Raw genomic sequence first — 21,791 nt, 5'->3', positions numbered from 1 at the left:
GAGTTCTTCATGACCCTCACCCGCATCCTGAGCGCCGCCGCCCTGACGCTCGGCCTCGCCCTGCCCGCGCTGGCGCAAGACAAGACCAAGGTCGGCTTCATCTACGTCGGCCCCATCGGCGATGGCGGCTGGACCTATGAACACGACCAGGGCCGCCTCGCCGTCGAGGAACATTTCGGCGACCAGGTCGAAACCGTCTTCCAGGAAAGCGTGCCCGAGGGCAACGATGCCGAACGCGCGATCATGCAGATGGCGCGGCGCGGCGCGGACCTGATCTTCACCACGTCCTTCGGCTACATGGACAGCACGATCAACGTCGCCAGGGAATTTCCGGACGTGAAGTTCGAACATGCAACCGGCTACAAGACGGCCGAGAACGTCTCGGTCTACTCCGCCCGCTTCTACGAGGGCCGCGCGATCCAGGGCCATATCGCCGGCAAGATGACGGAATCGAACATCATCGGCTACATCGCCTCCTACCCCATCCCCGAGGTGATCCGCGGCATCAACGCCGCCTATATCCACGCCAAGAAGGTCAATCCTGATGTCGAGTTCAAGGTGATCTGGGCCTACACGTGGTTCGATCCCCCGAAAGAGGCCGACGCCGCCACCGCCCTCATCGACCAGGGCGCCGACGTGATCCTGCAACACACCGACAGCACCGCGCCCCAGGCCGCGGCGGAAAAGGCCGGGGGCGTCATCACCTTCGGCCAGGCCTCGGACATGGCCGAGTACAAGCCCACCCCGCGTGTGAGTTCCATCATCGACAACTGGGCGCCCTACTACATTGCCCGCACCCAGGCGGTGATCGACGGCACGTGGGAAAGCACCGAGACATGGGACGGCATCGCCCCCGGCATGGTCGAGATCGGCGAGATCACCGATGCCGTGCCCGCCGACGTCAAGGAAGAGGCTCTCGCGATGAAAGAGGCCATCGCGTCGGGCGACTACCACCCCTTCACCGGACCGCTGAACCGCCAGGACGGATCGGCCTGGCTGGCCGAAGGCGAAGTGGCCGATGACGGCACGCTTCTCGGGATGGACTTCTTCGTCGAAGGCCTCACCGCCGAAATCCCTCAGTAAGTCGTGAGGGGCCGCCACTCCTGCCCATGCAGTGCAGAACACAGAGCTGTTCAGGGCGGCCCGATGACAAGCACCCCACGTCCGGGGCAAAGTTGGGGCGTGGGGTGCGATCGATAACGGCTTTACAGACAAGGCTTTTTTTCGTGTCGCAAGCCGCGCGATTGCCAGACCACGGGCTGGCGACCGACAAATCTTCGGTGCACTTTATCCCCGCAAACTCCGAGAAACTTCAGTGCGACACACCATCGGCACCCAATCGCCAGCCCGGGGGGCGGTCTGGCGATCGCGCGGCGGCCTGCGGCCTTGATTCCGCGCGGCACAAAACCAGCGAGAGCAAAAGGAGCTCCAAGCGGTCATTGCTCTCCGCGCCCACTGCGAACTCTCGCTTTCATCATCCATTGCGAAGCCCCGCCAACCCGGCGGGGCTTTCTTCTGTGGGGCGTCGGTATGATGCCCCTTGGAACCACCGTCGCTTCAGGCGACCCGGGACATGTACGCACTGGCCTTCGCCACCGGATGCGGCAGGCCGGGATAGGCACAGCGCCGGCGGTTCAGTTCCGGAAACAGGTCCTTCAGACGCTGCTGCGCGCCGATATCCAGAAGGTTCAGCGCCTTGGGCGACGGACGGAATGTCTCGATCGGCAGGCCTTCGGCGGTGATGACCTCGTGGCGATCAAAGACCAGGTTGTAATAGGTCACTTCCTCCGACGACCAGTCGGAATAGGCCGCGTCGCTGGCGGACGCGACACCATCGACCCGCATCAGGCAGCCGGGCTGGTCCTCCGCGCCCGCAATACGGTAGCCGGGGATCAGGACGCGGTGACCGCTCGCGATCCGCAAATCGCGGTTCGGCATCATCGGTCCGACCGCCCGCGGCTTCAGCCGGATCGGCGCCAGTTCGGGATGCTTGCGCATCTCCGCCGCCGTCACCGTCCAGGTCCAGATCATCCGCACCGGCTGCATTCCGTTATGCCGCACCAGCACCATGTCCCCGGGCTTCAGCATCTCCACACGCCGCCCGCCCAAAGGCGTGCGCACGTTCGCCTCACCGCAAATACCGGTCATGTATCGCCGGTCGGTTCTGTCATTCACCGTGATCGAATCCACGTAGCCCATTTCGCACTCCAGTGAGTTTCCCATACGGAAACAAGGTCCGGGCGTAATGCGCCGCATTTGGGATCGAATTGAGGTAATATCGTGCCGGATACTTAATTTTCTTGGTGTTGCCTGGGGCCGGCGGCGCCACGGCCCAGATGACGCGCAGACACCGCCCCTTGATTCCGATACCGATCCCGTCCCAACTGTCGCCATGACAGACACGCCCCCCCGCATCTCCGTCGCCCACCAGGGGACAGGCGCCCGCCTGCACGCCCCTGCCGCCGAGCGCAACGCCGACGCCATCCTCGACCTGCTCAGGACCCACGCGCCAACCTCCGGCACGGCGCTCGAAATCGCCAGCGGCACGGGCCAGCACGTCACCCATTTCGCGACCCACCTTCCGGGCCTCACCTGGCAGCCCACGGATGTCACCCAGGACCGCCTCGCCTCCATCGCCGCGTGGTCCGCCGACGCGCCCGACGGGGCCATACGGCCACCGCTGCGCCTCGACGCCACCCAACCCGGCTGGTCTGCCACCCACAACGGGTTCGCCCTCATACTGCTGGTCAACCTACTGCACCTGATCTCGACCGAGGCCGCCCGCACCCTCATCGCCGAGGCCGCCCGCGCCCTCGCCCCGGAGGGCCGCTTCATCGTCTACGGCCCCTTCCTGCGCGACGGCCGGGCCACCTCGGACGGCGATGCGCGATTCGACGCCGCCATTCGCGCCGATCATCCGGACGCGGGCTACAAGAACGACGCCGACATGCTACGCTGGACGGGCGAGTCAGGCTTGGATCTCATCGCCCGCACCGAGATGCCCGCCAACAACCTCGCCCTTGTATTGGTACGATCAAAGGACTGTTCATGATCCGGTTTCTCGTCGCCGCGCTGGCCCTCGTCACCCTTACCCTGACTTCCGCCTGCGCCGGGCCGCGCTATGGCGACAACGACCCCGTCGACTGGGACGGCCCGCCGCCCTGGAACTACGACATCCACGGCATCGACGTCGCCCGCTTCCAGAACGATATCGACTGGGCCCGCGTCGCGCAGTCCGGCATCGAATTCGCCTTCATCAAGGCAACCGAGGGCGGCGACCGCGTCGACCCCAAGTTCGCCCGCAACTGGGCCGGCGCGGGACAGGCCGGCATCCCGCGCGGGGCCTACCACTTCTACTATTTCTGTACCCCGCCCGAGGTACAGGCCCGCTGGTTCATCCGCAACGTGCCCCGCGAAGGCGGCGCCCTGCCCCCGGTGATCGACCTGGAATGGAACCCATATTCACCGACCTGCACCACCCGCCCGCCGGGGGCCGAGGTCCGCCGCCAGGCGCGCGTCTTCATGGACATACTCGAGCGCCACTACGGCCAGCGCCCGATCATCTACACCACGCTGGAATTCTACCGCCAGACCGGCATCGGCCAGTTGAACGAGGAATTCTGGCTGCGCTCTACCGCGCGGACGCTCGCCACCACTTATCCCGGCCAAAGCTGGAGCTTCTGGCAATACACCGGCACCGGCGTCGTGCCGGGCGTGGCGGGCGGCGTCGACATCAACGTCTTTGCGGGAAACAGCAGCACCTGGCGCCGCTGGCTTCAGGCGCGCACCCGCTGATGCGGCGCGCCCCGAAGACTTCCCCTTAAGTCACACGGCTGCTTTGCCAACCTTGCTGACAGAACAAGGATCCGTTCGACGAGGGGCAGGACATAGGCGACCATGCAACTCCTGCAAAAGGCTTAGGGCAGCCAGGGCATCAGCAAAGTCACCTGATGCGTAGACGATCGTCACCGAACGAGGGATGCGATCATCCGCTAGGTGTTCGTCCACGTCGAGCCATTTTGGAACGCTGCTCGCGACGGTTCTCACCTTTAATTGCCAGAGCGCGCATAGCCATTCCTGGCGCGGCGCATGGAATAACTTTTGCAACCATTGGCAAGCCGCGCTAGCGTTAAATTTTTAGTAAGGATTTATTAATGTCTGAGCCAGAAATGCCGCGCCAACTGCGGGTTCGTTATGTCGGTCAGTCATGGTGAGCAGTGACCTAAACCCAAAGCGCGACAGCCACCTTTACGGTCTCGATATCCTGAGGTTTATCGCGGCCCTTCTCGTGGTCTATTTCCATTTTGGATTGTTCAGTGATGCCGAACCAGCTTTTCCTGCGGCACAACAAGACCGAGCCTGGCCATGGATGGAGCAATTCACCAGCCACGGGTGGGTCGGCGTTCAAGTATTCTTTGTCATCTCCGGATTTGTCATCGTCGCCAGTGCCGACCGGTCCGCACCAATCGAATTCCTCAAACACAGGGCGATCCGAATTCTTCCAGCGCTCTGGGTCTACACGTTCATTGCCTTCACGGTTAGGTATGTGGCAGGCGAACCCCTATCGCTCCTGCTCGACTCTTTTTTTAGGTCGATCATTCTTTTTCCAGTCGGTCCCTATATTGACGGTGTTATCTGGACTCTTGTCGTCGAAGCCATTTTCTATTCACTGATTGCCTTGCTTCTTGCTGTCCGGTTGCGAATGCCCAACTTCGACATTTTCCAAGCTTGCGCGATTACCCTTGGCCTTGCCAGCACCTGCTATTTGGCTATCTTGGGCATTCTTTCTCTGACGGAGCCCATCGGCAATGCAGGAAGGCTCCAGAGCCTTCTGGATCGGTACTTTTTCAGTGTTCTCCTGCTTCGCCATGGCGTCTTCTTCGCAATTGGTATGCTTGTGTGGAGAAGCGAAAAGGACGGGTACAACGCCCTGCGAAGTTCCCTGCTGTTGTTGTACGTTGGCGCAGCAATACTCCAAATCGTGCTTCAGGCGAACGGTCACAATCCGGTCGCGCCGGTGATTATCTGGGGCGGAATGCTCGTTTTCTTCGTCATTAGCCTGCGGCACAATTCCACTGTGAAAAGAGTCGGATCTTCATCACTTCTCCGGAACCTCGGCAACTTGTCCTACCCGATCTATCTCGGTCACTTCGTGATCGGGATGCACCTGATTCCGGCCATAGGGGAGTACGTTCGTCAGGACCTTTTGCTCCTGTTGATCGCATCCGCCATCGTGTTCGGGTTGGCTTGGGCAGTCATGGTCGGGCCGGAGCGCCTTTTGCAAACCTCGGCCAAGGCTCGCCTGCTTGGCGTCCCCGCCGCACGTTAGGAGTTCATCCGCACCGTTTGCAGCCGCTCCACGAACCCATTCTTATCCCGACGCTTGAGCTGCAACTTACCTCGTCATGCACAAAGCAAGCTGAAAAGGATCACACCTTAACTTGAGATCACCAAGTGGACGCCCGTTTCATCCCGCACCGCCGACATCCGGATTTCCGACGCCCCTACCCCATCTGCGCCGACGGCGTGGAGCGTGAAATCTCGGCCTCTTCCTCGGTCATCTCCTCCGGCACGCCCTCGAACAGCGGGGTCGACAGGTAACGCTCTCCGGTATCGGGCAGCATCACCAGGATCACCGCCCCCTCCGGCGCGGTCTCGGCCACCTGCATCCCCACGGCGAAACTCGCGCCGCCGGAAATGCCGGTAAAGATGCCTTCCTCCGCCGCCAGCCGACGCGCCCATTTCACGCCATCGGCCCCGGCAACCGGGATCAACTCGTCATAATAGTTGTTGTCGATCGCCTCCTGGATCACGTAGGGAATGAAATCCGGCGTCCAGCCCTGGATCGGATGCGGCTCGAAATTCGGGTGACTTTCCGTGGGCTGATGCTGGTCGTTGCGGGTGTTCACATAACCCGAACTGATGATCGCCGCATTGGCCGGCTCGCTGAGGATGATCTTCGTATCGGGCCGCTCTTTGCGCAGCACCCGCGCCACGCCCGTCACCGTGCCGCCGGTACCATAGCCCGTCACCCAGTAATCCAGCCGTTCCCCCTCGAAATCCCCCATGATCTCGCGCGCCGTGGTGGCCTCGTGGATATCGGCGTTGGCCGCCGTCTCGAACTGGCTCGCCAGGAACCAGCCGTTTTCCTCGGCCAGTTCCTTGGCCTTGGTGTACATGCCGAACCCCTTCAGCGCCTTCGGCGTCAGCACCACCTTCGCCCCCAGCATCCGCATCAGCTTGCGCCGCTCGACCGAGAAACTCTCGGCCATCGTGACCACCAGCGGATAGCCCTTGGCCGCGCAGACCATCGCCAGCCCGATTCCAGTGTTGCCCGACGTCGCCTCGACCACCGTCTGTCCGGGCGCCAGGCTCCCATCCGCCTCGGCGGCCTCGATGATGTTCAGCGCCAGCCGGTCCTTGACCGACGCCGCCGGGTTGAACGCCTCGGCCTTGACGTAGACGGTCACGCCCTTGGGCGCGATGCGGTTCACACGGATAACCGGCGTGTCGCCCACCGTGTCCAGAACGCTGTCATAGCGGCACCCGCGCCCGCTGGTTTTTCGGCTTGTCATGGTATCCTCCCGAGATCTGGTTTTCCCCAGAGTCGTAACACATTTTAACCGCGTTTGGGACGCTCCATTAAGAAACGCGCCGGTGCGCAAGCCACCGACGCGTTACCACTGAAATACCGACGTGATACCGACCCGGGTTTCAGCCGTTAACACCCCGAGTCGCGCATCCCTCACCCATCCTTGCGGATGGTCTCGTTCTTGGGATCATACGGGCTGTCACAGGTCACGGTCGCGTCCCACAGCTTGTCGAACATCTTGACCTTCAGTTTCGTACCCTCGACCGCCAGGTCAGGGGTCACGTAGCCCATACCGATCGACTTGCCGAAATGCACTGAATACCCACCCGAGGTCAGCCGCCCGACCCGCGTGCCATCCTCGGTGTAAAGCACCTCGCGGCCCCACGGATCGGCATCTTCCGGCCCGTCGATCAGCAGCGTGCAGCACTTCGAGCGAACACCGGTTTCCTGCAATTTATCCTTGCCGTGAAAGTCTTTATCCAGATCGACAAAGCGCGGCAGATCGGCCTCCAGCGGGGTCGCGTCGCGGCCCAGCTCGTTGCCGAAGGCGCGATAGGATTTCTCCTGCCGCAGCCAGTTCTGCGCCCTGGCGCCGACCAGCTTCATGCCGTGCTTTTCGCCTGCTTTCTCCAGCAGATCGAACAGGTAGTTCTGCATCTCCATCGGGTGATGCAACTCCCAGCCCAGCTCGCCGGTATAGGCCACGCGGATCGCCTTTACCGGGCACATGCCCAGCTCGATCTCGCGGCAAGACAGCCACGGAAAACGCTTGTTGCTCAGTGCAGTAGCCGGATCGGCATCCTTGATCACCTCGTTCAGAACGTCGCGCGACTTCGGCCCCGCGATGGCGAACACACCCCATTGCGTGGTCACGTCCTGGATCTCGATATACCCGAACTCCTCGGCCTTCTCCTCGGCCGCCTTGCGCAGGTAATCGGCGTCGTATTCCGTCCAGGCCCCTGCCGAGACACAATAATACGCGTTCTCACCGGTCCGGACGATCGTGTATTCCGTGCGCGTCGTGCCATGATCCGTCAGCGCGTAGGTCAGGTTGATGCGACCCACCTTGGGCAGCTTGTTGCAGGTGAACCAGTCCAGGAACGCCGTCGCCCCGGGACCCTTCACCACGTGCTTGGTGAATGCGGTCGCATCAATCAGGCCCACGCCGTTGCGCACCGCTTCCGCCTCGGCCTTGGTATACTCCCACCAGCCGCCACGGCGGAAGGACCGCGCGTCGTGGTCGAAATTGTCATCGGCGTCCAAGGGCCCGAAATAGTTGGGTCTTTCCCAGCCGTTGACGAACCCGAACTGCGCGCCGCGCGCCTTCTGCCTATCATAGGCGGGCGCCGTGCGCAGCGGGCGGCAAGCGGGCCGTTCCTCGTCGGGATGGTGCAGGATATAGACGTGCTCGTAGGCTTCCTCGTTCTTGCGCGCGGCGAACTCTGTCGTCATCCAATTGCTGGAATACCGCTTGGGATCCAGGCTCGCCATGTCGATCTCGGCTTCGCCCTCGACCATCAGCTGCGCAAGGTAATAGCCCGTGCCGCCAGCCGCCGTGATGCCAAAGCTGAAACCCTCGGCCAGCCACATGTTGCGCAGCCCCGGCGCGGGGCCAACCAGCGGGTTGCCATCCGGCGTATAGCAGATCGGACCGTTGTAATCGTCTTTCAAACCAACGGTTTCCGTCGACGGGATCCGGTGGATCATCGACATGTATTCTTCCTCGATCCGCTCCAGGTCGAGCGGGAAGAGGTCGGCGCGGAACGTGTCCGGCACCGAGTATTCGAACCGTGCGGGCGCGTTCAGCTCGTAGGGGCCAAGGATCCAGCCGCCACGCTCTTCGCGGACATACCACTTGGCGTCGGCGTCGCGCAGAACCGGGTGCTCTTCGCCGCCGTCCTGGCGGTACTTGACCAGCTCGGCATCGGGCTCGGTCACGATGAACTGGTGCTCCACCGGGATCGCCGGCATCTTGATGCCCAGCATCCGCGCGGTGCGCTGCGCGTGGTTGCCGCTGGCGGTCACAACGTGTTCTGCAGACACGACAATCTGCTCTTCCGAAGGCACCAGGTTGCCACCCTTCTCGACCATCTTGGTCAGCGTCACGTCCCAGTGATCGCCCTTCCACTCAAAGCCGTCGGCCTGCCATTTCCGCTCGATCGTAACGCCGCGCTGACGGGCGCCCTTGGCCATCGCCATGGTGACATCGGCGGGGTTGATGTAGCCATCGGTCGGGTGATAGATCGCGCCTTCCAGATCGTCGGTATTGACCAGCGGCCACCGCTCCTTGATCTGCGCGGGCGTCATCCACTCATAGGGCACGCCACAGGTCTCGGCGGTCGAGGCGTAAAGCATATATTCATCCATACGCGCTTTGCTCTGGGCCATGCGCAGGTTGCCCACGACCGAGAAGCCGGCGTTCAGGCCGGTCTCTTCTTCGAGGGTCTTGTAGAACTTGATCGAGTAGTCATGAATATGCGTCGTCGCATAGGACATGTTGAAATAGGGCAGCAGGCCCGCGGCGTGCCAGGTCGAGCCGGAGGTCAGCTCGTCACGCTCGATCAGCATCACGTCTTCCCAGCCTGCGCGGGCCAGATGATAGGCGATCGAGGTCCCGACGGCACCGCCGCCCACGATCAAGGCTTTGACTTGTGTTTTCATGACATCCGACTCCCTTGGCAGGCATGCTGGCGAGCGTTGTATCACGCCTGTAAACATGCGGCGGGTCCATCCGACATGTCACAGAACAAAAACGACGCACCGCACCCATACTGGGACACGGTGCGTTCAGGTTTCGTTAAAACAGGTCTGGTTTAGTCGCAGAAGCTTCCGACGCAGCGTTGACCCGAGCCGGAGCTGCCGTTGGAAAGTTCAAGCCGCTTGGGCTTGGCCGCCGGTTCTGTTCGTTGAGGTGTCAGCGTTGTCAATTCCTCTCCGCCGGTGACCTGGTTGATCAGCTTGGACAGAAGACCGTTGGGTTGCACACCCTTGGATGTGTCGCATTCCAACCGCAGCGCGCCCATGTCGAAGCTGCAACTGCCCTGCGGCAGGTCGTGCTTGCGCTCAAAGCCCGAGGCGGCGATGGCCATGCCCATCTCCATTTCCTCATCCGTCGCATTGCGGGCCGCGCGGAAGGACTCGAACTCGACAAGGTCGATGGCCTTGGAATAGATCATGCCGGCGTCGCGGTCGCTTTTGCCTTCGTCGACCTGCATCAGGATCTTGCCGCTGGCCGAGTCGTCCATGTCCCGCGCCCGGTTGGCGGCGGCAATCGCCGCTGTGTCACGCGCATTCGACGTTTGCCCGGTCGAGACCGGCATGTTCGTGTCTCCGCTCAGCGCGGCAAGCTCGGCCTGCAACTCGGGCGACGTTTCCGGCTCGGGCGCATTGGCGGCGCGGGCGGCGGCGGCGGCGGTCTCGGCATCGGCCACCATCATCACCGTGTCGACCATCTGCTTGACCTCTGCCTGCACCACCTCGGCGGACTTGCCCGCCATCACGGCCTCGCGTCCGCGGTAATACCCCAGTTCTATAAGCCCGCTCAGGTCGGTGACCTTGCCGCCGGTAATGTCCACGTCACCGCCCTGCCCGCCAAGGCGCATCGAGTAGGCGCTCAGAACCATGGCCCCGGTATCGATGTTCTCGATCTTGTACTGGGCTTCCAGAGCTCGCAGGCTCAGGAACTCCGATTTCAGACGGCGCAATTCCATGCTCAGCGCGGCCGGGTCGATGCCGTCGGGCAAGATGACATCATTGCCGACACTGGGCACCGGACGCGGCAGCAGGTCGTTCAGGCCGTCATAGTCGATCCGGCTCAGGATTTCTTGCGTGGCTTCGCGCGATGCGTTGGCGTGGACCCGCAGGTGCACCTCGTTGCCAAAACCGATCGACCCTTCAAGATAGCGGAAATGATAGGGGCGATCCCCATCATGCCCCAGCTTCTCGGTCAGGCCGAAACCGCCGGTCACGCCGTATCCCACATTGCGTTCGAATGCGTCCATCATGGTACCATCCATGGCGCTGGCCACGATACCGAACAGCGAGTTCGAACTGGGCCGTTCGACCAGCCGAACCTCGACAAATACTGTTTCCGTGCCGCGTTGATAGATCCACGACCGCGTCGCGCGTTCCTTCAGCTGCTTGACGTGGTCGCGCGCCTCCATCTGTTGCATCAAGCCCTTGCCGGCGGAGTTGCTCATGGAGCCGTCCAGCCCAGCCTCGGGTGGCAGAATCGCACTGTCGTCGCCTTCCAGTAGGGCACGCCGCTCCCATCCTTCGGGCGCCTCGGGCAGGAAAACTAGGCCACCTTGGCGCCACCGGCTCTTGCGCTCGCGTTCGGCGTGTTCGGCCAGTTTCTCTTCCTTGGCGGAACTGAACCGGTTCGGAATGGTCTCGATATACGCGCCGGGCGTCATCTCGCCCAACGAAAAGCCGGCCCTGTTCGACTGATCGTAGTAATCGACCCCGGCCAGGATGGTCCCGGCGGTCAGAACGAACCCGATGGAATAAGCGTTGATCATGCACTGCTCCACAAAATGCTTGCGGAAGGTGATGCCAGCCAATTCGGGCAGGAATTGGATGGCTGCGGGGCGATTTCCCGGCGCAGACCCTACTCGCCCAGAGCGATCCCCTCGCGTCGCGGGTCGGCGCCACCCTGCAACGTCTCACCGATGGAAATCGCGTGCAGGCCCGAAACAAGGACCTGCGGCGCCACATCGAACCCCAGCGCCGTCAGGCCCGGCAGCAGGTCCAGCGCCTCGGTCCCGGCCTCCACATCGTAGGTGCCGAACCTGTTGACCAGGTGCGGCAGCGCAACCGCGCTCTGCACATCCATGCCCCAGTCCAGGTAAGCGACGATCGTCTTGGCGACATACCCGATGATACGACTGCCCCCAGGGCTTCCGACGGCCAGTACAGGCGCTCCGTCCTGCATTACGATCGTCGGCGCCATCGACGACCGGGGCCGCTTGCCCGGCGCCACGCCGTTTGCCACGGGCCGCCCGTTCTCATGGCTGACGAACGAGAAATCGGTCAGTTCGTTGTTCAGCATGAACCCCCGCACCATCAGCCGGGACCCGAAAGCGTTCTCGATCGTCGTGGTCATCGAAGCGACATTCCCGAAGCGGTCCACAATCGAGATATGCGACGTCGAGGGAAGCTCGATCGACACATCGTCCGCAAGATCGAGCGCATGGTCGAATTCAGGTTCTCCGGCGGCAACTTCCTGCAACGCCGCGTCTCCTTCCAAAAGCCGGGAACGTTTGTGCAGATAGTCTTGATCCAGCAGCCCCTTGACGGGCACCGGCACATAATCGCTGTCCGCCATGTATCGGCCCCGGTCCGCAAAGGCCAACCGGCTTGCATCTCCGATCAACCGCCACGCCTCTATGCTATCGGGTCGCATTGCGCCCATGTCGAACGGCGCGAGCAGTCCAAGGATCTGCCCCACGGTCAGGCCGCCGGAAGAAGGCGGGCCCATCCCGCAGACATCAACCCCCCTGTAGGGCGCGCAGACCGCCTCGCGCTGCTCCACACTGTAGATCGCAAGGTCGACCTCATCCATCACCCCCGGATTGCCATCAGCCCCCTTGACCGCCGCGACGATGTCGGCCGCGATGTCGCCCGTATAAAAGGGCGTGGGACCTTCTGCGGAAAAAAGGCGCAGCGTCTCGGCATAGTCCGGGTTCTTCAGGATCGCACCGGCCAGCAAACGCTCGCCGCCAGGGAAGAAGTAGTCTCTCGTGGCCCGGGTGCCGAAAAGCCGGATCGCGTCCTGTGCCACCATCGCGGCCAGGCGCGGCGACACCTCGAAGCCATCCTCCGCCAACGCGATGGCCTCTGCAAACAGGCTGCCCCACGCGGCGCGTCCCCACTTGGCATGCGCCTCCGCCAACAGCGCGGGCGTGCCGGGCACACCCACCGACCGGCCCCCCACGACCGCGTCGTAAAACGCCAAGGGCTGGCCCGCTGCGTCCTGGAACAGGGTGGGGGTGGCGGCCATAGGCGCGGTCTCTCGCCCATCCAATGTTGTCAATTCCCCGCTTTGCGCATCATACCATACGAGGAACGCCCCACCGCCCAGGCCCGAGCTTTGCGGCTCCACCAGCCCCAGCACCAGTTGGACCGCCACCAGCGCATCCGCCGCCGTGCCGCCCTCGCGCAGGACTCGCGCGCCGGCTTCGACCGCCAGCGGATTGGCCGCCGCCACCATCCAATCCCGCGCCTCGACCGGACGCCCCGCAGCTTTCGCCTCCAGCGCCGCAGCCACCGCCTCGGATGTGTTAACCGCGCCGGCGCCCGCGCCTTCGGGCTGGACCGCGTCGGCGGCCTGCTGGGCCTCCGCCATCCCGGCCAGGAACGGGACAAGGCACAAAGCCAAGCTGGCAAGTAAGAGACGCATTCCAATTCTCCGGCGTTTTCCGCCCAAGCTGGCGGTTACAGCATCGAGGGCACGACCTGGTCCGGCGGACGGTGTCCATCATCGAAGGTCTTGATATTCAGGAGCACCTTTTCGCCCATTTCAAGCCGCCCTTCGACCGTGGCGGATCCCATATGAGGCAGCAGAACAACATTCTTGAGATCGCGCAGACGCGGGTTAATAGCGCTCGCATTCTCGTACACGTCCAAACCGGCACCGGCGATTTCTCCGGCTCGCAGCATCCGCGTCAAGGCGTTCTCGTCCACGACTTCGCCCCGACTGGTGTTCACCAGCACAGCGTCGGGTTTCATCAATTTCAGCCGCCGCGCGTTCATAAGGTGAAAGGTCGACGGCGTGTGCGGGCAGTTGACGCTCAGCACGTCCATCCGCGCCACCATCTGATCAAGGCTTTCCCAATAGGTCGCGCCAAGCTCGTCCTCGATCTCGGCTCGCAACCTGTGCCGGTTGTGATAATGCACCTGCATTCCAAACGCTGCGGCCCGTCGCGCCACCGCCTGCCCGATACGGCCCATACCCAGGATACCTAGGCGCCGCCCGGCGATGCGTCCGCCCAGCATCGCCGTGGGCGACCAGCCGGGCCAGTCCTCTCTCTGCATCATCGAGAGCCCCTCGGGGATTCGCCGGGTCACGCTCAGGATCAGCGCCATGGTCATATCGGCCGTGTCGTCGGTCAGCACACCGGGCGTGTTCGACACCAGAATGCCGCGCTGGCGGGCAGTATGCACGTCGATATGGTCGACACCGGCACCGTAGTTCGCGATCAGTTTCAGCCGTTCACCCGCCTGCCCGATCAGGCCGCCATCAATATGGTCGCTCAGCGTCGGCACCAGGACATCGGCGGTCTTGAGCGCTTCGACCAAGGCCTCGCGGCTCATCGGCGTGTCGTCCTCGCGCAACGTGACGTCGAACAATTCCTGCATGCGTCGTTCGACGATCTCCGGCAGGCGTCGCGTTACGACAACACTCAGTCGTCCAGATGCCATGAAGCGTCTCCCCCGTCTTCCATACTGCGCTTTCTTCTGTACAGTGACGCAGGACGCCTCGGGGCACAAGAACCCCGGGTCAGATGAGTGAGCAGTAAATACAATGAAACGGATTTCCGCCTGCATAGGCGCCGCCTTGATCGCGGCGCTCGGCCTGCCCGCCCTTGCCCAGGAAGAGGAACGCGGGCCTGTCACAAACCTGCCCCTTCCGCGTTTTGTCTCGATGAAGGCCGCCGAAGGCAACGTGCGCCGTGGTCCCAGCCTGACGCACCGTATCGACTGGGTTTTCAAGCGCCGCGACCTACCGCTGGAAATTACCGCAGAGCATGGCCACTGGCGCCGGGTGCGCGACCGCGACGGCCAAGGCGGCTGGGTGCACTACTCGCTTCTGTCGGGGACCCGCACCGTGATCGTCGAGGACGATATGGTGAACCTCTTTTCCAAGCCCTATCCGAATTCCATGGTCGTGGCGCAACTTGAGATGGGCGTCGTCGCACGGATCGACGAATGCGCGCTCGAGTGGTGCCGGCTTATGGCAGGAGGCTATCGTGGCTGGGCGCAGAAGTCGGCATTGTGGGGCGTGGAACCAGACGAGATTCTCGAATGATTCCGCGCCGTCGGGCATTCACAGCCGATCGGTCAAATAATTTCATCTCGGGCCTTGAACCGCGTCAAAGAGCAGAGTAATTAGCGCGGCACTGTTGGGGTGTAGCCAAGCGGTAAGGCATCGGTTTTTGGTACCGTGTATCGTAGGTTCGAATCCTACCACCCCAGCCATGAACCAGAAAAAACCCAACGAAATCAACGCTCCTTGCACGCCCTGTCCGTGCACTCTCGCTCCCCCGCCCGAGCCATCGATTTTTCGCATCTCGAAGAATCCGCCGAGGTCCGCAGCATGCGTGAACCCGGCCCTGCATTCCGTAGCGTCACCGACCATCGAAACGGACAACCGTAGCACCGAATTTTTTTCAGTTTTTCTTTCTTCGGTTTTTCCGTCCCGGAATGTGCATAGCCATGTCCTGCCCGATCCGGCGTCGGAGCCCCTGCCCGCCGCCGCCACGGACCGGGAGACAGGCATGAAGAACATCATCGACGCAACGCAGTTGAGCGACCGCGAACAGGCGCAAGTCCTACGCGAGATCGTGCGCCTCGATATCTCGCGCATGGTTCGGGATACGGCTGATCCCGACATCGACATCGAAGCCCGCATTGATGCGCTTGAGGCCGGATGCGCGAGCCTGCGCCAGGCCATGCGGACCCATGATTTTTCGGAAGCACGTTGCGCCGTCAAAGACGCTGCCAATCAGCTGAACCTGATCCTTCGCTTTCCCCTGGCACCCGCCTTCGCCCGAACCGTCTGCGCGACACGACGCAGCCTTATGAAGCTCGAGATCGAGGTCTTCGAGGATGGCAAGGATCCCCTCGAAGGCGCCGCTGACCTGCTCAGCCGCCACGACATCACGGTCAAAAACGGAAAGATCCCCAGCGCGGTGCGGATATCCGATGCACTGGCCGGCGCGCTCAGGTCGCGGCCGGAGGAAATGGGTCGTAAGCTCACAGTTACGGCCGAGTTGCTGATCGCTTACGCTGGCGATATCCGGCTCGAACGGCTGCCAGCACTCATCGACTCATTTCTGGTGTGGCTCAGCCGCCTGCCGGCGATGCACGGTCGGGCGCACGGCAAGAACCGCTATACGAAAAGCACTTCCGAAAAAACCCTTCTGTCGAAACAGGAGGAGATCGACGCGGCCGACCAGGCCGATGCCCGCCTCTACGAGTCCTACGCGGCACGCGACGATATCTCGCCGGCACAGAAACGCGCCGAGTTGAGCGACCAGCTGGAGCCGCGCGTGACGCACACCAATCTCGAGCGCCACCTCGACCGTATCCACCAGCTTCTCGACAGCGCGCGCGAGCAGTGTGGCTACGTGGGCGAAGTTCGTGTCACCACGTACCCAAAACTTACCAAGCTCATGAAAAAGGACAGCGAAAGACGCAAGGACCTGAACCCGCTCTACATTCGCAAAACGCGTCCGAAGATTCGGCTCCGCTGGTCCGGGCAGCGGATCAAGACATTGCTGACATCGCCACTCTATCGGGGATGCATGAGCCGGACGTCACGTAGTCGGTCTGGCCGCTACATCTATCGCGACGGGCTCTACTGGATCCCGCTCATCTTGTTGACCATGGGCACACGCCCCTCGGAAGTCCTGCAGCTCAAGAAGTGCGACCTGGTCCAGCGCGAGGTCTGGTGCCTCCGGCTGTGCTGGTCCGACGAACAGTACGGGAAGACCGTCGAAAGCCAGCGCATCGTGCCGGTGCCACAGGTCCTCATCGACCTCGGGTTCATCGACTGGATCGTGGCTCTTGAAAAACCAACGGACCTGCTTTTCCCGGAAATGTGCGAGAGCAAGACGAAACCGCAGGAGATCCTGTCAAAGCGCATGTTGACGATCCGCAAACGTCTTGGGATCGCGAGTTACAACGAAGATCTCTACGCACTTCGCAAAACCCTTTCCTCGGCGCTCTGGGCTGGCGGTGTTCCCCTCGCCGATCGACAGATGATCATCGGTCACGTCTCATCGACGATGATCGGGAAGCACTACACTGAAGCCAACATGTCGGAACTCAAGGAACTCCTTGATCGGGCGGATCACAAGATCGTTGTCGGTTACTCCGCCCCTCACCGTCACCCGGTGATCGAGGACTGCCAGCTCGTTGCCGGTCAGCTCGCCAGAACCGAGGTCGTATTCGATGACGTTGGTGTGCTGGGCGCCCTACGGATCCTGCGCGACAGCGATGGGGCGCAGATCGAGGCAATCGCGATCGCGGGCGCAGAAATGCCTGCGCGACCGAACTGGCGGAATCTGAAGACGCTTGATTGGGCAAACGCGCCCAATGCCGTTGCGGACGTGCTTTCGGAGTACAACATCATCCCGAACGAGAACGAAGAGGCGCGTTTGGCGTTCGAGCACGTCCTGGCGTTGTCCACGGCGACGAGCGAGTCGAAGCTTTCCGATCAGCCAGGCAAGGCGAAGAAACGACCAAGCCGGAAGTCGATCGACAAATCTGAACCATCCTCTCGCATCGAAAACCTCAAACAGGCAAGGACGGTGGAACACGCGATCGCGTGATCAACAACTGGCCCACAAGCCGAAGCCGGAGCGTTGCGGCAAGCCGTATCAGTCCAGTTACTGCTCATCTGCACCGACGAAATACCCTGCCGCACGACAGCCTCTTGAAAATTGTTTCGTCAGCAGCGGACCGGACCAATGTCCTTCGCATCGAAACAGAACCAGGCGGTAGCGGAAGTAATACCGCTACCAAATCTTACCAGGAGAACCAGGAACATGCCGAAGAAAACAGACGAGCGCCAAATCACCGAGGCGTATCTCAAGTCCGTTGATCAAACCGTTAGTATCATTGAAAAGGACGGTCGCAATCCGACTGTAGAGGCTGTGCGCGGCGAGATCGGCGGTTCCTATTCGAAGGTCTGCCCGGCTCTGCGCATCGTGCGAGAGCGCCGCGAAGAAAAGCGGCGCCTGGCCGAGACCGCACCGGACGTTCCGGACACGGTGCGTGACCTGTTCGAGGCGGTTTGGTCGCAGGTCTATCGGGTCGCGGACGAAGCGGCGGCCGCCGCGCGCAAAAGCTACTCCGACGAACTCAAACGCAAGGATGCTGAAATCGAGGAACGTGAAACTGCCCTCGTGAAAGTGGACACCGAAAAGGATGAAACTATCCAGCGTCTCGAACAGGCGAAGCAAGTAGCGCATGATGCGAAACTCCGCACGACCGAACTCGAGGGGATCATCGGCGCGCAAGAACGCGAGCTTGCGGTGTTGAAAGGTAAGCTCGACGAGCGAGACCTAATCTTGAAAGGTTTGTTCCACGGGAATGTTTCGGGGGATCGGCAATGACCTGTACTGGGGGATAGGCCAGCCTTTGCCCTGTAGCCTCTGCATGACCCGACGTTGGACTCTCCTGCTGTAGTACATTTTGCGAACGGCCCAAATTGGACATTCAAGATGAGTTCAGTCGCTGCAATGCGGCTTCTTTGAAGCGGACATCCGCATGCAATGCCAAATCAAACCCAGCCTGTGATTGATGACAACAACAGCCAATTACTTTTTTTAACCATCGCTCGTGAAGGCCAGCGGCCTCGTTGCGATAGTAGTCAAGGACATGCTGCATGTTCTTTTGTTCTTTCTCGCTTGTGTGCGCAACCTGACGGGCATAGTGACGACGGCCGTCTTCCAGCCTTTTCATTATATATCTGGGTACATCTTCTTTCGTGGACCGTAGTTTTTGTATGTATACACCCGTCATAACATAAGGTCTGCGCGGATCTAACTTTCCATAGGTCTCAACCTGAGAAAGCCACAGAGCCTCTGGCAAGGGCTTGCCCCAATGCTTGTCCAAAATGAGGTTTGCAACGTTTTCCGCCTCAAAGGGTAAGACTGGGAAGAGAGTTCCTATGTACGCGCGTGCATTAGCGAATGTGAAGCGCGCCGCAAGCTCATGCCAAGAGACACATGCATTATTTATGATGATCGGGGTACTGCTACCAGCTATCGCAACGGGCATCGGAATGAAGTTATTGTCAAACATTGCCATGGCCGCCGATGACCGTACCCGGTCAAGCGTCTCTTTATGAATTGGCTCAAAGTCTTCTCTGCCCGACCATTCCGAATAGTCCTTGATTGCACTGCCGACGTAGAGATCGGCCTTTGCTACCGGATCGCTCCAATCGACCCCATCAAGGGAATGGAAGTAAGAAAATTGCACTACTTTGAGTAGATTGTCATCATCGGTACGACCGATACCGATGGCTATATCGACTTTCAACTGACGTTCGATCCCCTCGCTGTCCGTGAACTCGTAAGTCCATCGCCAGCCATCAGCATCGCCGCAATGCGTTGCGAATACGAGCAGATCATAGGGATAATGATCGACCATGTCTGTGATTCTTGTGACCTCTGCCGCTTTCCCACGATACGCCCGCACAAAAACGCGCTTTTTGGGCAAAGCCTTGGTGGCCGCATCGATCTCGGGAGCTGGTGTCTTCTCAGGGTCCACCAAGACTGCCACGTTCACCCCCCTACTGCGGGCCTGTTCAGCCGCAAAACCATTCACCAAGGACACACCACAATCCGGATATGTGAAGATATGCGTTGAAGGATGCGCCGGAAAACCTACCCCGAAAGGAAGCTGCTTAGTGAAAAATGAGAGCGAGGCACCCGACCCCAATTCAATATCGCCACATAGGTCGCGCAATTCACGCTGCAATTCGAGACGTTGCTGCCCATTTTCAGACGCATAAAACTGTTCAAGGATTTGCTCACTGACTTTAGGGTCGACCTTGGGGATAATTGTGAGCGAGGCACCAAGAGCATAAGCATAGTTGGCCGCATTCACTTCCGCAAGATCGTTTCCCGCTTCGCACACGACATGATGTCTGCTCTTTCCAACGACAGAGGCTGTCGTTGGCCCACCATTTTCAAACTCAATGAGACGCCCTTCATGGAGGGCTTGGAGAAGGCCAACACCAATATTCTCAAGCCCCCAGATAAGCCGTTTGTTGCCAACCATTGATTTCAAAGCGAAGCTTTCGACGTCTGAAGCGCCGCAAAGTCGAACAACTTTACTTGGGAGCAGATCGGTCATGGCCGTTAATTGAGCGTCCGACAGGCCAGTCAGAACAACACGATCTGCTTCTATCCGAGCTAGCGCATTGTTTCGCCGCAGGGCCTCTGCATTTGCGTCTGGCCGAGCCATTCTTGGCCCATCCATTACAGTCAGATAGTAAAACTTTCGAGCCATGGCGGAGCTAAAACGGGCGGCCAGATGAGGATCGTCTGAAATAACAGCGGTCTTCAGAAGCTTTGGCACGCGTAGCGTCACGGACAGGATACTCCCCCGTACTTCATTAAAAATTTTGGTTCTGCAAAAGGAAAAAACCCTTAAACACAACAACACACACTGTCTTCACGCAGCAAGACTGATGCACATTTTGTGTCGTTCCATTAGACAATTCAACTGAAAGTCCGCTTCTTGAATGCGGACGGGCTGCAGTCGCACCCGCAGAGAATGTCCGCTCCCCGCCCTTCCTGCTGGTGACCATCGCAGGTGCGACAAGAATTGAGCAAGCCGGCGAAGGTCCGAGAGGTCCCACGAGGCTGTCGCCCTCAAGCTTGGCCCGCCTCCTGTTTTCTTCGTGGATATCAGAGAAATCCTTTCGGACACCTGCTCCAACGGCGAAGATCGGCAGTCGGCATCATGGGGCCGATTGACGACCCTGGAAGCGAGATTTCCGGCAGCGCCGAAAAAACTGAAGTTTTTGCTTCGTGCCGCCGGCGAATGGCCAATCTCCATATCAAGACACCGAAACAACGACCATTCAGCCGAGGCAGCAAAAAGGAGGATCATCTCGGAGAAACAACATGCGGACAGGCTTGATGCTGCCACGAACGGCAGACGCGCAACCAAAGAGGACCACGATGCTGCGTAACTTACCCACGAATACCCTGTCCGCAGACCTGCAACTTGCTGCCGCACGGGCGCATTTCGACAAGCACGGATCGGCTCTGTGCAACGCCGCGGGGCTGATCGACGGCGAGGCCGGAATGGCCCGCGTCCAGCGTCTGATGACCGGCTTGCGCGAAGCGTCGCGACTTGACCGGGGGGCGCGGCGCAGGCTCGTCGATCTACACCGGCTCCTGTCCCTCGACCCCGTCATCGACGAGCTCGAACCGGACCTGTCACATTGGAGCCTCCTCGATCCCGCGAGCATCGAGGTGGAAGAGCTCTGCCTGCTCACCGACCGGCTCTATGACCTCCTCGTCGAGATCGGAGAACTGGACGAAGAGCGCGATGCGCTGGCGCTTGCCCTCCCGGCGCGGGACGCCGCTTGACCTTCGGCGCCGGCCATGCGGGGTTTGCACGGTCGGCGTCATGCCCTCGGACGAATGCAAGGTCCGATAACCCAGCCTTCTACCGTCGCGGAACGTCTTCGCCGATGCGGCGCGACAGCAAAAGATCAGCGCCCGGCAGATTTCTTCTTCGTAATCCGGATGATCGACTAATGTTCTCATCACCAGCACCGAAGACCAGCCATTGAGAACAAACGAAAGGAACCTGCCAACGCCCACCTTCTCCCTGCGACGGAACATGACGCCGATGAACCAGGCACACCTCCGTTTCCGACACTGCATGAAGGGAGAACATCATGCTCAATTCCACCACCCTCAACACCACCACCATCGACACCGCCGAGGCCCGTCTCGGCGCGGCTTACACTGTGGAGCAGCACCTTCGCCGTGAAGGCGCGAGTCTCTGCGACCTGCTGGATGCGCTCGATGATCCGAGCGGGTTCGCGGCGCTCTGTGATCTGCACGGCGCCTTCGGGCAGCCGATCCCGGATACAAATGCCGTCGAGGCCGCGCTGCGCGACATCCACCGCGTCCTGGCTGACCAGTCACCCTCATCGCTCGACCGGATCGGTCATGAGCGAGGCCTGCCAGCCTCCGACATAACACGGTGGCACGGAGCGCGGGTCAGCGAGCTTCTCGCGCAGTTCCGTCATGCCGACTGAGGCCAGGGCACGCTGTTCCCTTCAGGTGGCGCGCCAGCGCCGCCTGAGCGTCCTATCCTAATGAGTTCGGGGGAGCAGGATATCTGCGACGTGACCCCGTGGCTCACCGACCCGCTCTCCAAAGCCATTCGTACTTTCGAATTCGCTCTGAACGAATGAATGAGGTCTTTCCCGGTCTCGTCA

At 61.0% G+C, this 21,791-nt stretch carries 16 protein-coding genes and 1 tRNA gene; 10 read left to right on the top strand and 7 right to left on the bottom strand.

All coding sequences use genetic code 11. The features are described from left to right. The first annotated feature begins 9 nt into the window (after positions 1 to 9). Positions 10 to 1,083: a BMP family ABC transporter substrate-binding protein gene (locus RBB18_RS09200; RefSeq protein ID WP_306110954.1), complete on the top strand. Its 1,074-nt coding sequence runs from the start codon at positions 10 to 12 to the stop codon at positions 1,081 to 1,083. Between the two features lie 474 nt (positions 1,084 to 1,557). Here the strand turns inward: RBB18_RS09200 and RBB18_RS09195 are convergent, their stop codons facing one another. Further along, positions 1,558 to 2,199, bottom strand: coding sequence for a Hint domain-containing protein (locus RBB18_RS09195; protein ID WP_170067111.1), 642 nt, complete (start codon positions 2,197 to 2,199; stop codon positions 1,558 to 1,560). 193 nt (positions 2,200 to 2,392) lie between these two features. Here RBB18_RS09195 and RBB18_RS09190 point away from each other — a divergent pair, with 193 nt between their 5' ends. The 3 genes from RBB18_RS09190 to RBB18_RS09180 all read left to right on the top strand — a co-directional run bounded on the left by RBB18_RS09190 (position 2,393) and on the right by RBB18_RS09180 (position 5,329). After that, positions 2,393 to 3,052 carry a DUF938 domain-containing protein gene (locus RBB18_RS09190; protein ID WP_103761784.1) on the top strand — a complete coding sequence of 220 codons (660 nt, stop codon included), beginning with the start codon at positions 2,393 to 2,395 and terminating at the stop codon, positions 3,050 to 3,052. Next, positions 3,049 to 3,795 (top strand): GH25 family lysozyme, encoded by a 747-nt coding sequence (locus tag RBB18_RS09185; RefSeq protein ID WP_306110953.1) that lies wholly within the window; start codon positions 3,049 to 3,051, stop codon positions 3,793 to 3,795. Before RBB18_RS09190 ends, RBB18_RS09185 begins: the two co-directional genes overlap by 4 nt. Before the next feature lie 412 nt (positions 3,796 to 4,207). Next, complete coding sequence (locus RBB18_RS09180) at positions 4,208 to 5,329, top strand: acyltransferase (RefSeq protein WP_306110952.1); 1,122 nt, start codon at positions 4,208 to 4,210, stop codon at positions 5,327 to 5,329. 175 nt (positions 5,330 to 5,504) lie between these two features. Here RBB18_RS09180 and cysK read toward each other — a convergent pair whose 3' ends face one another. The 5 genes from cysK to RBB18_RS09155 all read right to left on the bottom strand — a co-directional run bounded on the left by cysK (position 5,505) and on the right by RBB18_RS09155 (position 14,014). Next, complete coding sequence (gene cysK / locus RBB18_RS09175) at positions 5,505 to 6,575, bottom strand: cysteine synthase A (protein ID WP_103761787.1); 1,071 nt, start codon at positions 6,573 to 6,575, stop codon at positions 5,505 to 5,507. A gap of 170 nt (positions 6,576 to 6,745) precedes the next feature. Further along, positions 6,746 to 9,253 (bottom strand): FAD-dependent oxidoreductase, encoded by a 2,508-nt coding sequence (locus RBB18_RS09170; RefSeq protein WP_306110951.1) that lies wholly within the window; start codon positions 9,251 to 9,253, stop codon positions 6,746 to 6,748. Positions 9,254 to 9,405: 152 nt separating this feature from the next. Then, the gene (locus tag RBB18_RS09165) at positions 9,406 to 11,112 is read right to left on the bottom strand and encodes a hypothetical protein (protein WP_306110950.1); all 1,707 of its coding nucleotides are present in this window, start codon (positions 11,110 to 11,112) and stop codon (positions 9,406 to 9,408) included. An 89-nt stretch (positions 11,113 to 11,201) separates the two neighbouring features. Next, positions 11,202 to 12,992 carry a gamma-glutamyltransferase gene (gene ggt / locus RBB18_RS09160; protein WP_306110949.1) on the bottom strand — a complete coding sequence of 597 codons (1,791 nt, stop codon included), beginning with the start codon at positions 12,990 to 12,992 and terminating at the stop codon, positions 11,202 to 11,204. A gap of 35 nt (positions 12,993 to 13,027) precedes the next feature. Beyond that, positions 13,028 to 14,014, bottom strand: coding sequence for a D-glycerate dehydrogenase (locus RBB18_RS09155; protein ID WP_103761791.1), 987 nt, complete (start codon positions 14,012 to 14,014; stop codon positions 13,028 to 13,030). Positions 14,015 to 14,117: 103 nt separating this feature from the next. On the opposite strand from RBB18_RS09155, the gene RBB18_RS09150 reads away from it, so the two are divergent. From RBB18_RS09150 to RBB18_RS09135, 4 genes are all read left to right on the top strand, one after another. Next, positions 14,118 to 14,621 (top strand): SH3 domain-containing protein, encoded by a 504-nt coding sequence (locus tag RBB18_RS09150; RefSeq protein ID WP_103761792.1) that lies wholly within the window; start codon positions 14,118 to 14,120, stop codon positions 14,619 to 14,621. A 95-nt stretch (positions 14,622 to 14,716) separates the two neighbouring features. Next, a tRNA-Gln gene (locus tag RBB18_RS09145) sits at positions 14,717 to 14,791 on the top strand. 299 nt (positions 14,792 to 15,090) lie between these two features. Beyond that, a complete protein-coding gene (locus RBB18_RS09140; protein ID WP_170067112.1) occupies positions 15,091 to 17,148 on the top strand; it encodes a tyrosine-type recombinase/integrase in 2,058 nt (685 codons plus the stop codon). A 216-nt stretch (positions 17,149 to 17,364) separates the two neighbouring features. Then, positions 17,365 to 17,934, top strand: a complete 570-nt coding sequence (locus RBB18_RS09135) for a DNA-binding protein (RefSeq protein WP_170067113.1) — start codon at positions 17,365 to 17,367, stop codon at positions 17,932 to 17,934. A gap of 103 nt (positions 17,935 to 18,037) precedes the next feature. Here the strand turns inward: RBB18_RS09135 and RBB18_RS09130 are convergent, their stop codons facing one another. Next, positions 18,038 to 19,918, bottom strand: a complete 1,881-nt coding sequence (locus tag RBB18_RS09130) for a hypothetical protein (protein WP_306110948.1) — start codon at positions 19,916 to 19,918, stop codon at positions 18,038 to 18,040. A gap of 596 nt (positions 19,919 to 20,514) precedes the next feature. Here RBB18_RS09130 and RBB18_RS09125 point away from each other — a divergent pair. Beyond that, positions 20,515 to 20,928 (top strand): hypothetical protein, encoded by a 414-nt coding sequence (locus RBB18_RS09125; protein ID WP_306110947.1) that lies wholly within the window; start codon positions 20,515 to 20,517, stop codon positions 20,926 to 20,928. Between the two features lie 314 nt (positions 20,929 to 21,242). Then, entirely contained in the window at positions 21,243 to 21,608 is a 366-nt protein-coding gene (locus tag RBB18_RS09120) for a hypothetical protein (protein ID WP_103761798.1), read from the top strand. Positions 21,609 to 21,791: the final 183 nt, after the last annotated feature.

It is taken from the genome of Roseovarius sp. MMSF_3298 (assembly GCF_030733705.1).
In the GTDB taxonomy this organism is placed as follows: Bacteria; Pseudomonadota; Alphaproteobacteria; order Rhodobacterales; family Rhodobacteraceae; genus Roseovarius; species Roseovarius confluentis.
Note: the sequence above shows the minus strand (reverse complement) of the source record. Positions and strands in the feature narration are given on the sequence as shown.

Excerpts from the sequence above, each read along its gene's own strand:
- RBB18_RS09200 (WP_306110954.1), top strand. The coding sequence starts at position 10 with ATGACCCTCACCCGCATCCTGAGCGCCGCCGCCCTGACGCTCGGCCTC.
- RBB18_RS09195 (WP_170067111.1), bottom strand. The coding sequence starts at position 2,199 with ATGGGCTACGTGGATTCGATCACGGTGAATGACAGAACCGACCGGCGA.
- RBB18_RS09190 (WP_103761784.1), top strand. The coding sequence starts at position 2,393 with ATGACAGACACGCCCCCCCGCATCTCCGTCGCCCACCAGGGGACAGGC.
- RBB18_RS09185 (WP_306110953.1), top strand. The coding sequence starts at position 3,049 with ATGATCCGGTTTCTCGTCGCCGCGCTGGCCCTCGTCACCCTTACCCTG.
- RBB18_RS09180 (WP_306110952.1), top strand. The coding sequence starts at position 4,208 with ATGGTGAGCAGTGACCTAAACCCAAAGCGCGACAGCCACCTTTACGGT.
- cysK (WP_103761787.1), bottom strand. The coding sequence starts at position 6,575 with ATGACAAGCCGAAAAACCAGCGGGCGCGGGTGCCGCTATGACAGCGTT.
- RBB18_RS09170 (WP_306110951.1), bottom strand. The coding sequence starts at position 9,253 with ATGAAAACACAAGTCAAAGCCTTGATCGTGGGCGGCGGTGCCGTCGGG.
- RBB18_RS09165 (WP_306110950.1), bottom strand. The coding sequence starts at position 11,112 with ATGATCAACGCTTATTCCATCGGGTTCGTTCTGACCGCCGGGACCATC.
- ggt (WP_306110949.1), bottom strand. The coding sequence starts at position 12,992 with ATGCGTCTCTTACTTGCCAGCTTGGCTTTGTGCCTTGTCCCGTTCCTG.
- RBB18_RS09155 (WP_103761791.1), bottom strand. The coding sequence starts at position 14,014 with ATGGCATCTGGACGACTGAGTGTTGTCGTAACGCGACGCCTGCCGGAG.
- RBB18_RS09150 (WP_103761792.1), top strand. The coding sequence starts at position 14,118 with ATGAAACGGATTTCCGCCTGCATAGGCGCCGCCTTGATCGCGGCGCTC.
- RBB18_RS09140 (WP_170067112.1), top strand. The coding sequence starts at position 15,091 with ATGAAGAACATCATCGACGCAACGCAGTTGAGCGACCGCGAACAGGCG.
- RBB18_RS09135 (WP_170067113.1), top strand. The coding sequence starts at position 17,365 with ATGCCGAAGAAAACAGACGAGCGCCAAATCACCGAGGCGTATCTCAAG.
- RBB18_RS09125 (WP_306110947.1), top strand. The coding sequence starts at position 20,515 with ATGCTGCGTAACTTACCCACGAATACCCTGTCCGCAGACCTGCAACTT.
- RBB18_RS09120 (WP_103761798.1), top strand. The coding sequence starts at position 21,243 with ATGCTCAATTCCACCACCCTCAACACCACCACCATCGACACCGCCGAG.